Source organism: Klebsiella sp. BIGb0407 (genome assembly GCF_024807845.1).
In the GTDB taxonomy this organism is placed as follows: Bacteria; Pseudomonadota; Gammaproteobacteria; order Enterobacterales; family Enterobacteriaceae; genus JGM124.
Genome location: NZ_JANUEQ010000004.1, coordinates 341,251 through 353,043, shown reverse-complemented (window position 1 = coordinate 353,043; position 11,793 = coordinate 341,251). Strand labels below are relative to the sequence as shown.

Sequence of the window (11,793 nt, the reverse complement as noted above, 5' to 3'; positions counted from 1 at the left end):
GGTGTTTTAGAAATGTTAGCAATGACAATATTTGACTAACAAAAAGAATACTTTCAACACAACACATCCACAGGCTGCTTTATCTTATGACTCATCGTTTATCATCTCGCGACATCATTGCACTGGGATTTATGACCTTTGCGTTGTTTGTCGGCGCGGGCAATATTATTTTTCCTCCTATGGTGGGGCTACAAGCAGGTGAGTTTGTCTGGACTGCAGCTCTGGGCTTTCTGGTCACTGCGGTCGGTTTACCCGTCTTAACGATTGTGGCAATTGCACGTGTGGGTGGCGGGATTGATAGTCTCAGCTCACCAATAGGCCGCGGTGCAGGTATTGTCCTGGCTACAGTCTGTTATCTTGCTGTTGGTCCGCTATTCGCGACACCGCGTACTACCACGGTTTCGTTTGAAATCGGCATTGCACCACTGACCGGATCGAGTGATTTAGCGCTGCTTATTTACAGCCTGGTTTATTTTGCCTTAGTTATCTTTATTTCTCTTGAGCCTGGCAAACTGCTGGACTCTGTCGGACATGTACTGGCCCCGTTAAAAATCATTGCGCTATTAATTCTGGCGGCCGGAGCTGTGTTCTGGCCAGCGGGTGGCATCAGTACCGCCACAGAGGCTTATCAGAATGCGGCGTTTTCTAATGGTTTCGTCAATGGTTATCTGACGATGGATACTCTGGCCTCACTGGTATTCGGTATTGTTATCGTCAATGCCGCTCGATCCCGTGGCGTGACGTCTTCCAGCTTACTGACGCGTTATACTATTGGTGCGGGCGTTATCGCCGGCGTGGGCTTGACCATTATTTACCTTGCGCTGTTCCACCTGGGTTCAGATAGTGCCAACCTGGTCTCTCAAAATGCCAACGGTGCAGCGATTCTGCATGCCTACGTGGCTCATACCTTTGGTGGTGGCGGTAGCATATTCCTGGCGGTACTGATTTTCCTTGCCTGCCTGGTTACGGCGGTAGGCCTGACTTGTGCCTGCGCGGAGTTCTTTAGTCAGTATCTGCCGTTCTCTTATCGCACGCTGGTCTTTATTCTTGGCCTGTTTTCGATGGTGGTATCAAACCTGGGTCTTGACCATCTGATTCAGTTCTCGATTCCGGTACTGACAACTATCTATCCACCTTGTATCGTATTAGTCCTGTTAAGTTTTACCCGTCCCTGGTGGCATAACTCTTCCCGAATCATTGCTCCGGCGATGCTGGTAAGCCTATTATTTGGTATCATAGATGGGATCAAAGCATCGGCAATTAGCTCAATATTGCCGGCCTGGACTGAACGTCTATGGCTATCCGATCAAGGGCTGGCCTGGCTATTACCGACTATGGCAATGGTTGCTGTTACGGTTATCTGGGATAAGGCTGCTGGAGAACCGGTTACTTCAGTAAGTCACTAAGTTATTCTTTTTTTATAAACCACGGTGTCGTCTCCCGTGGTTTTTTATTGTCTGAGTGGTACAGAATTGATGGAAACGACCAATAAGCTCAAACGTGGTTTGAGCACCCGGCATATTCGTTTTATGGCGCTGGGTTCTGCAATTGGAACCGGGCTGTTTTATGGCTCTGCTGATGCGATTAAGATTGCAGGTCCCAGCGTATTAATCGCCTATATTATTGGTGGTGTTGCGGCCTATATCATTATGCGTGCACTGGGTGAGATGTCGCTACATCATCCGGTGACCGGTTCATTCTCTCGCTATGCACATGATTATCTTGGACCTCTGGCAGGGTTCATTACCGGCTGGACTTACTGTTTTGAAATGCTATTAGTGGCCATCGCTGATGTGACAGCATTTGGTATCTATATGAGTATTTGGTTTCCGACGGTGCCAAATTGGATCTGGGTTCTGAGTGTCGTCCTGATTATCTGTGCTATTAACCTGATGAGCGTCAAGGTCTTCGGTGAGCTGGAGTTCTGGTTTTCGTTTGTTAAAGTGGCGACTATCATCATTATGATTATCGCGGGTATCGGAATTATTGTCTGGGGGATCGGTAATGGTGGCCAGCCAACGGGCATCAGTAACCTGTGGACCTACGGGGGCTTCTTTAGTAATGGCTGGATAGGCACGGTACTGGCGCTACACATGGTGATGTTTGCCTACGGCGGTATTGAAATTATCGGCATTACCGCAGGCGAAGCTAAAGATCCGGAGAAGTCGATTCCGCGTGCGATTAATTCCGTTCCGCTACGTATTCTGGTGTTCTATGTCGGGACACTGTTTGTCATTATGTCTATCTATCCCTGGAATATGGTGGGAACCGAAGGCAGCCCCTTTGTGATGACATTCCAGCATATGGGCATTACCGTTGCTGCAGGTATTTTGAATTTTGTGGTTATCACCGCATCGATTTCCGCAATTAACAGCGATGTGTTTGGCGTTGGTCGTATGTTGTTTGGTATGGCTGAGCAGGGGAATGCGCCGAAAGCTTTCGCTAAACTGTCGCGTAAAGGAATCCCCTGGGTCACGGTCGTGATAATGACTGGAGCCTTATTGGTCGCGGCTTATCTGAACTATATTATTCCAAAAAATGTATTTTTAGTCGTTGCTTCCCTGGCAACTTTCGCCACGGTTTGGGTCTGGATTATGATTCTGCTGTCACAGATAGCATTTCGCCGCCAGCTATCAGCTGAAGAGGTGAATGGTCTGAAGTTTCGTATGCCGGGTGGGGTGGCAACGACCTCCGTAGGACTGGTCTTTTTAATCTTTATTATTGGTCTGATTGGTTACTATCCAGAGACGCGTATTTCGCTTTATGTTGGCTGTGGTTGGATAGCTTTATTATTGTTGACCTGGTTTATGATTCTTCGCCGCACTCGCGCGTCGTAACTGGCTAGTCCTGGTATAGGTTGACACTAGTTTGCTTTAAAACGCCCGATGCACTTCATCGGGCGTTTTGTATTCTAACGACAGATGTGGCCGCCGTGTATTGTAGATTTCTACTGATTCTTTAACCATCTTTCTTGCCTGCTCTATATTTTCTGGCTTAACCAGAAGATATTCCATTTTTAATATCCCGTTTATTCGCTCTGCCAGTGCATTCTGATAACAGTCATATCCATCTGTCATCGAGCAGATAACACCATGACGTTTATGCAGTTCCTGATATTCTGTTGCACAGTACTGAATCCCCCGGTCTGAATGATGTACCAGCTGAGATACTCTTTCTCTACCCGCAAGGGCCATCCTGAAGGCATTGGCTACATGAGTCGTATGTAAGCTCTCATGTACATGATATCCCACTATTTTTCTTGACCAGGCATCTGTGACCAGACTGAGATAAGCCGTTCCATTTCTCAGTGGCAGCCAGGTGATATCTGCTACCCATACTTGTTCTGGCTGACGGGCAATAACCTGATTTTGGCCTGGTTTTAATAAATTAGGATGACGGTGAAAGCGATGATGACTGTTCGTTGTTTTGTGATACGCCCGTTTAGGTAAGACCAGTAAGCGCGAGCAACGCAGTATCTGGAACAAGCGATCGCGGCCTACCTGTAATGTCGGCTCTGCGCTTTGTTGTAATACGTGATGTAATTTGCGTGTACCCAGCCGGGGCTGCTGCAACCTGATGACGGTCACCCGTTCAATAATATTTTTAGCCTGCGTTTCTCTTATACGCTGACGCTGCAAAGACTGATACCACGCCTGACGACTCATTTTCATGAACTGACATGCACGCGTTACTGTGAGCCCTTTCGTTTATGTTTGTGCGATAAGGAGGCCAACTGCTTTTTTGTCAGTGTGGCTCCGAACTCAGTATTCATAACCTTCACAACGGCTTCAAAAAATTGGGCTTTCACTTCAGATTCAGCGAGTTGCTGTTCAAGTTCTTTAATACGTTGTTCAGGAGTAAGAGGCATTTGGGGCATATTGACTCCAGATTTTCTTGCCGAAGAGGAGCTAATCCAGTCGGGTTGACCATGTTTGCGTAACCACCTCATCACAGTGGAATTACCTTGAATACCGTAACGATTCTGGGCTTGTTGATAGGTCATTTCACCCTTTTCGACCTGTTCGACAACGGCCAATTTAAAGGATAGAGAGTAATCGCGTTGCGTGCGTTTAACATATTGGTTCATCACATTTTCCTCAGAAGCCGGGTTAAATGTGTCAACGCTATTTAGGACGGGTCAAACGAACAAAAAAGGGGAAAACCAGTGGTTTTCCCCTTTTCGTTATCTTAAGCAAACTCAGGCGTTATTACAGTTTGCCTGCGTTTTGACTCAGGTATTTTGCAACGCCGTCCGGAGATGCATCCATACCTTCTTGTCCTTTTTCCCATTGAGCCGGGCAAACTTCACCGTGCTCTTCGTGGAATTGCAGGGCGTCAACCATACGCAGCATTTCGTCAACATTACGGCCCAGTGGCAGATCGTTAACAACCTGGTGACGTACAATACCTGCTTTGTCGATCAGGAATGAACCACGCAGAGCAACGCCTGCTTCCGGGTGTTCAATGCCGTATGCTTTTTGGATTTCACGTTTTACGTCGGCAACCATTGCATATTTAACTTCGCCAATACCGCCGTTCTCGACTGGAGTCTTACGCCATGCGTTGTGAACAAACTCAGAGTCAAAAGAGACACCAACGACTTCTACACCACGTTTCTGGAATTCTGCATAACGCTTGTCGAAAGCAATCAGCTCTGACGGGCAAACGAAAGTGAAGTCCATTGGCCAGAAGAAAACAACGGTAGCTTTACCATTGGTGTGTTTTTTGAAGTTGAAGTTTTCAACGATTTCGCCGTTTCCAAGAACTGCTGCAGCGGTAAAGTCAGGGGCTGGACGAGTAACCAGGACCATATAAACTCCTGTAAATGTAGTTAAAGTGAATGTTAACGTAACCGAAGGAGTATAAAGCTCGGTTCGATATAGCTCAAGGCTAAAGCACCGATTAATAAGATAGGTTTTACCTATCAAATGAACTATTATTCGATAGCTTCAACTAAGATAGACCTTTTTGATAAAAGGGCAAGCCGATATTGATAAGCTTAGCCGATTACAGACTCCTCTGTTGAGCCAGGGCCATCATACGTGGGTAAAATGACCAGAATAAGTCTTCCAGCGCATGATAATGTGTTTCAAGATCGTGCCATGACTCGCGAAGTTGAGCGAGTTTAGGCCTTCTTTTGGCCATTGCTCCCAGAACACTGGCAATAAAGTGCATATCACGGTAGCGCTCCAGCCAGCGTTCATTCCATAAATGCTGATTCAAGTCGACAAATGCGGCGGGCATATTTGGTAACTGAGGCTCTATCTGACCACGAGCATAATCGACAAACTCGGTCAGTGGCTGTGTGGGGTTGATGCGCTGCCAGTGAAGTGACAGAAAATGATCCCACATTATATCAAGTGAAATAGGGGAGACGCGGCGAGTTTCTGGCCGAAACCATTGCCGGGCGATAGCGACCTCAGGTAATCCATCAGTCAGGGCATCTATCCGGCGATGCATATAAATACCCGCGACAATTTCAGGTGCAAAGCTGTCGGCAGGGTTACCACGAATAAAATCTGCCAGAATATTACCTGACAGTGAACTCTGGGCTAAATGGGCAAGGTGCAGGTGGGCAAGAAAATTCATCGTTTTATTGTCTCATCAATCTTTTTTAAACGGTCTTTTCGCTCTATGTTCAGGAGCAGTTTGAAGCATTTCGTACATAAATAGTCGGTAAGCGAGTTGCAAGGAAGTCCCCCTGGCACTAGACTAGTCCGCTTGTTTTTAAGTCTGAGTTTTCTACTATCATGCGCGTTGCTGACTTCTCTTTTGAATTACCTGAATCCCTGATTGCCCACTATCCGCAAGCTGAGCGTAGCGGCTGTCGTTTACTCTCGCTTGACGGGCCTACAGGTGCGCTCGCGCATGGTACTTTCACCGATCTACTTGATAAACTTAATGCTGGTGACCTTCTGGTATTTAATAATACCCGTGTTATTCCGGCACGTCTGTTCGGACGTAAGGCTAGTGGCGGAAAAATTGAAGTGTTGGTTGAGCGTATGCTGGATGATAAGCGCATCCTTGCACATATTCGCGCCTCAAAAGCACCAAAACCGGGTGCAGAACTCCTGCTGGGCGATGATGAAAACGTGCATGCTACCATGGTTGCCCGTCACGATGCGCTGTTTGAAGTCGAGTTTAATGATGACCGGACGGTGCTGGATATCTTAAACAATATCGGCCATATGCCATTACCGCCTTATATTGACAGGCCGGATGAGGAGTCCGATCGTGAACTGTATCAGACGGTATATAGCGAAAAACCAGGTGCCGTCGCAGCACCTACCGCAGGTCTACATTTTGATGAGCCGTTGCTGGAAAAACTGCGCTTAAAAGGCGTCGAAATGGCGTTTGTCACCCTACATGTGGGAGCCGGAACTTTCCAGCCAGTGCGCGTTGACAGCATTGAAGACCATATCATGCATGCTGAGTATGCAGAAGTGCCACAGCCGGTTGTCGATGCGGTTCTGGCCTGTAAAGCACGCGGTAATAAGGTGATAGCGGTAGGTACTACTTCGGTTCGTTCGCTGGAGAGCGCAGCACAGGCGGCGAAAGATGAGCTTATTGCCCCATTCTTTGGTGATACCCGAATTTTCATCTATCCAGGCTATAAGTACCAGGTTATTGATGCTCTGGTCACTAATTTTCACCTGCCAGAATCAACGCTTATCATGTTAGTGTCTGCTTTTGCTGGTTATCAGAATACCATGCATGCTTACCATGAAGCTGTTAAGGCTGAATATCGCTTCTTTAGTTATGGGGATGCTATGTATATTACATATAATCCGCAGGCGATTAATGAGCGTCCGGGGCAGGAATAAGTAATATATTACTGTCGTCAGCAGATTTTTCTGGTGACGACAGGTTTGTTATTTTTGCTCAGTTATTTGATCTCTCTTAACACTTCATTGAAGACAATTTGTAGTTTTTTTTTCATACTTTCCGTTTGTGATTCGCTAACTTTTTTTCCGTTAGATAAAAAATTAGCAGAATCAAAATCTATGATAAAGAACTCACCTTCATTGTAAATAATATTGCCTTTATTAATGTCATGATGAATAATTCCTTTCTCTTGTAATTTTCTTGAGAGAGTTTCTTCAGGATAATTAGATTCTATTTTTGATATTATCTCTGTATTGAGATGACTATCTTTAAGAGATAAAATATCGCTTAGGATTTTGCCGTTAATTTTTTTAAGTTTTACTGAAACTGATATTTCTCCATCGGTATTATGAGTTAGTTTGACGGTAGCTGAACCTGTGCCATAATATCGATTAAACCCTTTGGCATTATTTTTGGCAGAGATTAATCGTGATTTATTATTCTCAGTAAAATATCCTGTATAGGTTTTTTCAACGTACCCATTTTCTAAGTCATAAACGGTGCTAACACTTCCTTTTCCGATGATTTTCTTTTCAGTATCTGCTGTATTTACAGGGGTTGAGGGGGATGTTGAGCATAATTTACTGCTTTTAATTCCTCTTCTATTTCTATCCTCCGATTGCGAAAAAAAATAATAATGTTCATTTTTTTTGCTGGATCTGATGAGATTATTTTCTCAACTATGCTTGCTGTTTTATTATTGGCAAATATTAAATTTATAACTCGATGACGAAACGTTTTGCTGATGTCTGTTATGGGTTCAAAATCTGGAATGATACTTTGGAGTATGGTTTGCCCGGAAGGTGCCAGTTCTAAACCAAATTGTTCCTTCAGACTAATCGTTGTTCCAAAATCAGGAATAAACATCACTGCATTCATAAGACAGGAAGGGATCGTCTGTGTTAGACCATTACTTATAATATTTTCAACACAATCATAAAAAGGGAATATGTGCCTAATAATATCCCATGCTTTTTGTTCGTTATATTGACTGTTACCTGATTCATAAAGAGATTGATATAATAAATTCCGATGTTTATCAGCCAGAAAAGATATAATTGAGCAGATGTTATTATTTATACCTGTAATTTCTTGTATTTCATAGTTATTGTATTTTTTTTTCTTCCAAGTCGTTCTTATGTATTTCATTAAAAGCATAATTAATAATATTACGGTCAAAATAGTCACTCATTTCACGATCTATACGAGTCATTCGATAGCCGTAGTCATGACCTATTTCAGCTCTTAAGGAATAGATTCTTTTTTCTTGCCCCTGATGTACTGAGATAAGATCTGTACTCTCTTTTAGAGGAACCTTTGTCTGCTTACCATAGGGGGCACCATATGCATTCCATAAAATTTTGTGCGTCCTCGCTCTTATCTCTACACGATGAATAGTAGCATCAGATGAAGAAATAAATTCTTGTTCATCTTCGGGTAACTTTCTGATTGCAGTCAGAATAATATATTTATCAATGTCTCGAAAACTATCGGCGACATCATTAGTCAATTTTTTATATTTATCGTCCAGAACTTTTTTTTCATTGTTACAAGATATTGGCATACCTTTTAGATACACTTTGCTATTAAATCTCTCTGTTTCTTCTTTGTCATTTATTTGTATGTCACTTGTGTTTTTGGGATTTAATGAAGAGAACATATAGTGAGAAATACATTGCGATAATATATTGTTGTTTAGTTGTGATTTACTGTGCCATTTTTTTGTGGCAGTGATATATTGGTTGTGCTTTAATTCTATATCTTTCTTTATCTTGCTGATTTTTTTTCTATGCTGGATATACATATTAACAGGATCAATATCGAATGCTTGCTTACGACCTGTGTTCATGCCGGGTACTGTCATTGCAAAAAAGATAGCCGGGGCTCGATAATACCATTGTTCATCCTCCGGAATGCTCTCCTGAATAGCTAAACCCCACATTATCTTACCCGTCGATATAGCTTCTTCAGCGCTAAAATCATCTCCTGAAATTGTTATCAGAAAACGAGATCCAGTATAAATATGGGCAAAAACATAATCATCGAGACGCGTGTTTTTGATGTGGCTAGTGTTAAACCGAAGAAAGGGCATTTCATCGTTCAGGAATGATTTCCACAGAGTTAAGAGCATTTTTTTTTCAAATTCAGAGAGTTTTTTATAATGTGGATGATTACCCGCAGGCAGACGATCGGCAGACAAAAAATGATGGACAGTAGCAACGGTATATTCCAGTGAATTAATATTTTTTTTCATCTTCCAAGCGATGAACTCTACGAGAGACTTACCCAAAATATTCTGAAATACCCAGTTACGGACGACGGATTTTGCTTGTAAAAGCGATAGTAGCTGATGATTTTCAGCAGGGTATCGTTTATCAGTAGAAAGTATATTTTGGGCCAGTAATGTCACTTCACATGCGTGGTCGGTAATACCATTCTTACTGTGAAAAAGATAAACGGATACTGCATAAAGTAGTTTTGCTCTGCTAATTTTTCCTGTTTTCGGCAGAATATTGCCACGGAGCATTTTTATTACCCTGCGATTCGCTTTTTTTGTAGGAGATGAAATCCGGGCATTATTTTCTTTAAGAAGTTCTGTGTTGATACTCTGTTGTTCAAGTACAGAATTATTGGAGGGAGCAGGCTGATACTCGGGGATATGGCGGCGGGAATGGATTCTGTTTACAGCATGTGTATCCTGCAACGTTTGAATACTTAATACGTTTTCAGTCTTGCCAATAGAAGGCTGGATTTCTGGTTGCGTAGCATTTTCCTGCCCTCTTGCTGAGCTATATCTGTACAGAGGATAACCCAGTACCCCTGTTCCAGTCAGAATACCTATCCCCAGCAAACAACGTGTAAGCAAACCACATTTCCAAGTTTGGGGCATTGATGTGACACGCCGATCGTTCTGTAGCGACTCCGCCTGTAATTGTAGGTTTTTACCTGCAGAAAGGATTGCTTTGAGGCTGATTTCTTCATCGCCATATGAACAACAGGATGCTGAAGCTATGTTTTCTGCCAGGGCTGATGAATCTTTATGGCTGGATCTATGGCTCACACTTGAGACTGATGAGTGGCAGGATATCGGATTTGTGGGAGACTGTTGATGAGTAATAAAAGGCATAGGGCATCTACTCCGGTAAAAATAAATACACAGTGCGATTATCAGATTTTCTTTATTGTTTTATATAAAAAAACAAGATCTTTAATCGAGGTCTGGGACACCTGTATTGGCGTAGGTTCTCGGATTGTCCTGGGAATATCGATGACGTAACCTTGAGCTGTGCAGCGACTGCTTCTGATGCCCTCGTGTCATGACAAAAATGCAGCTCAGCAACAGGTTTGTGGTACGACTTCAGTAGTTGGTTTACACTATGCGGCTTTTGTACGTCATTGGACTGTTTATCTGATGCGGGAGGATATGTGAAGTTTGAATTAGATACGAAAGATGGCCGTGCTCGTCGTGGGCGTCTGGTTTTTGAACGTGGGACTGTTGAAACCCCGGCATTTATGCCTGTGGGTACCTACGGCACTGTAAAAGGTATGACACCGGAAGAAGTTGAAGCGACCGGTGCACAAATTATTCTCGGTAATACCTTCCATTTATGGTTGCGTCCGGGGCAGGAGATAATGAAACTGCACGGCGACCTGCATGACTTTATGCAGTGGAAAGGCCCTATTCTGACGGATTCCGGTGGTTTCCAGGTATTCAGTCTGGGCGATATTCGTAAGATTACCGAAGCAGGAGTACATTTCCGTAATCCGATCAACGGCGATCCTATCTTCCTCGATCCTGAAAAGTCGATGGAGATTCAGTACGATCTCGGATCTGATATTGTGATGATCTTTGACGAATGTACGCCGTATCCCGCTGACTGGGACTATGCTAAGAGTTCGATGGAAATGTCACTGCGCTGGGCACAGCGTAGCCGGGATCGTTTTGATTCTTTGGGAAATAAAAACGCGCTGTTTGGCATTATTCAGGGTAGTGTTTACGAAGATTTACGAGATATCTCGGTAAAAGGTCTGGTAGAGATTGGCTTTGATGGCTACGCTGTCGGCGGTTTAGCTGTCGGTGAGCCAAAGGATGATATGCACCGTATTCTGGAGCATGTTTGCCCGCAGATCCCTGAAGACAAACCACGATACCTGATGGGGGTTGGAAAACCGGAAGACCTGGTTGAGGGTGTGCGTCGTGGCATTGACATGTTTGACTGCGTGATGCCAACGCGTAACGCTCGTAATGGTCATCTGTTTGTGACTGATGGTGTGGTAAAAATCCGGAATGCTAAATATAAGGATGACACCACCTCGCTTGACGCAGAGTGCGATTGCTACACGTGTCGCAACTATTCACGTGCTTATTTGTATCATCTTGACCGTTGCAACGAAATACTGGGAGCGCGTCTTAATACTATTCATAACTTGCGTTATTATCAGCGTCTAATGGCTGGTTTACGTCAGGCTATTGAAGAGGGTAAATTAGAGCTCTTTGTGGCGGCTTTTTATGAGCGCATAGGTAAATCCGTTCCACCTTTGAATATAGATTAATTTAATAATGAGGGAATTTTAATGAGCTTTTTCATTTCTGATGCGGTTGCTGCAACAGGTGCTTCATCGCAAGGTAGCCCGTACTCTTTGATTCTGATGCTGGTGGTGTTTGGTCTGATTTTCTATTTCATGATCCTGCGCCCTCAACAAAAACGTACGAAAGAGCATAAAAAACTGATGGACTCTATCTCTAAAGGGGATGAAGTTCTGACGAATGGCGGTCTGGTTGGTCGTGTAACTAAAGTTGCTGAAACTGGTTATATTGCTATCGCGCTGAATGACACCAATGAAGTTGTCATTAAACGTGATTTCGTAGCTGCCGTTCTGCCGAAAGGCACTATGAAGGCGCTGTAA

General features: G+C 43.8%; 11 protein-coding genes. 5 read left to right on the top strand and 6 right to left on the bottom strand.

The genetic code is table 11. From position 1 onward, the window contains the following. Positions 1-86: 86 nt before the first annotated feature. Both brnQ and proY read left to right on the top strand, forming a co-directional pair. The gene (brnQ, locus tag M2387_RS14525) at positions 87-1,406 is read left to right on the top strand and encodes a branched-chain amino acid transporter carrier protein BrnQ (protein ID WP_259050378.1); all 1,320 of its coding nucleotides are present in this window, start codon (positions 87-89) and stop codon (positions 1,404-1,406) included. Between the two features lie 69 nt (positions 1,407-1,475). Beyond that, on the top strand, positions 1,476-2,837 hold the full coding sequence (gene proY / locus M2387_RS14520; RefSeq protein WP_259050377.1) for a proline-specific permease ProY: 1,362 nt from the start codon (positions 1,476-1,478) through the stop codon (positions 2,835-2,837). Between the two features lie 36 nt (positions 2,838-2,873). Here proY and M2387_RS14515 read toward each other — a convergent pair. From M2387_RS14515 to M2387_RS14505, 3 genes are all read right to left on the bottom strand, one after another. Further along, positions 2,874-4,087 (bottom strand): IS3 family transposase gene (locus M2387_RS14515; protein WP_409040001.1). Its coding sequence is split into 2 segments (ribosomal slippage): positions 2,874-3,706 and positions 3,706-4,087, totalling 1,215 coding nucleotides; the frame shifts between segments, so codons are not numbered across the junction. A 121-nt stretch (positions 4,088-4,208) separates the two neighbouring features. Beyond that, positions 4,209-4,811, bottom strand: a complete 603-nt coding sequence (locus M2387_RS14510) for a peroxiredoxin C (protein WP_259050376.1) — start codon at positions 4,809-4,811, stop codon at positions 4,209-4,211. Between the two features lie 196 nt (positions 4,812-5,007). Continuing rightward, entirely contained in the window at positions 5,008-5,589 is a 582-nt protein-coding gene (locus M2387_RS14505) for an ACP phosphodiesterase (protein WP_259050375.1), read from the bottom strand. A 161-nt stretch (positions 5,590-5,750) separates the two neighbouring features. Between M2387_RS14505 and queA the strand changes: the two genes are divergently transcribed. Continuing rightward, positions 5,751-6,824, top strand: coding sequence for a tRNA preQ1(34) S-adenosylmethionine ribosyltransferase-isomerase QueA (queA, locus tag M2387_RS14500; RefSeq protein WP_259050374.1), 1,074 nt, complete (start codon positions 5,751-5,753; stop codon positions 6,822-6,824). A 62-nt stretch (positions 6,825-6,886) separates the two neighbouring features. Here queA and M2387_RS25920 read toward each other — a convergent pair whose 3' ends face one another. Genes M2387_RS25920 through M2387_RS14490 form a run of 3 tightly spaced genes read right to left on the bottom strand, consistent with a single transcriptional unit; the run spans position 6,887 to position 10,012 of the window. Next, positions 6,887-7,408, bottom strand: a complete 522-nt coding sequence (locus M2387_RS25920) for an OspG family effector kinase (protein WP_409040063.1) — start codon at positions 7,406-7,408, stop codon at positions 6,887-6,889. A 26-nt stretch (positions 7,409-7,434) separates the two neighbouring features. Continuing rightward, positions 7,435-8,034: a hypothetical protein gene (locus tag M2387_RS14495; RefSeq protein WP_259050373.1), complete on the bottom strand. Its 600-nt coding sequence runs from the start codon at positions 8,032-8,034 to the stop codon at positions 7,435-7,437. Continuing rightward, on the bottom strand, positions 7,991-10,012 hold the full coding sequence (locus tag M2387_RS14490; RefSeq protein ID WP_259050372.1) for a hypothetical protein: 2,022 nt from the start codon (positions 10,010-10,012) through the stop codon (positions 7,991-7,993). Before M2387_RS14490 ends, M2387_RS14495 begins: the two co-directional genes overlap by 44 nt. 299 nt (positions 10,013-10,311) lie before the next feature. On the opposite strand from M2387_RS14490, the gene tgt reads away from it, so the two are divergent. Together tgt and yajC are read left to right on the top strand one after the other, a co-directional pair. Then, positions 10,312-11,439, top strand: coding sequence for a tRNA guanosine(34) transglycosylase Tgt (gene tgt, locus M2387_RS14485; protein WP_259050371.1), 1,128 nt, complete (start codon positions 10,312-10,314; stop codon positions 11,437-11,439). 21 nt (positions 11,440-11,460) lie between these two features. Beyond that, positions 11,461-11,793, top strand: a complete 333-nt coding sequence (gene yajC / locus M2387_RS14480) for a preprotein translocase subunit YajC (protein ID WP_259050370.1) — start codon at positions 11,461-11,463, stop codon at positions 11,791-11,793.

Bases quoted from the DNA above. Each gene is read 5' to 3' on its own strand.
- brnQ (WP_259050378.1), top strand. From the start codon at position 87: ATGACTCATCGTTTATCATCTCGCGACATCATTGCACTGGGATTTATG.
- proY (WP_259050377.1), top strand. From the start codon at position 1,476: ATGGAAACGACCAATAAGCTCAAACGTGGTTTGAGCACCCGGCATATT.
- M2387_RS14510 (WP_259050376.1), bottom strand. From the start codon at position 4,811: ATGGTCCTGGTTACTCGTCCAGCCCCTGACTTTACCGCTGCAGCAGTT.
- M2387_RS14505 (WP_259050375.1), bottom strand. From the start codon at position 5,589: ATGAATTTTCTTGCCCACCTGCACCTTGCCCATTTAGCCCAGAGTTCA.
- queA (WP_259050374.1), top strand. From the start codon at position 5,751: ATGCGCGTTGCTGACTTCTCTTTTGAATTACCTGAATCCCTGATTGCC.
- M2387_RS14495 (WP_259050373.1), bottom strand. From the start codon at position 8,034: ATGAAATACATAAGAACGACTTGGAAGAAAAAAAAATACAATAACTAT.
- M2387_RS14490 (WP_259050372.1), bottom strand. From the start codon at position 10,012: ATGCCTTTTATTACTCATCAACAGTCTCCCACAAATCCGATATCCTGC.
- yajC (WP_259050370.1), top strand. From the start codon at position 11,461: ATGAGCTTTTTCATTTCTGATGCGGTTGCTGCAACAGGTGCTTCATCG.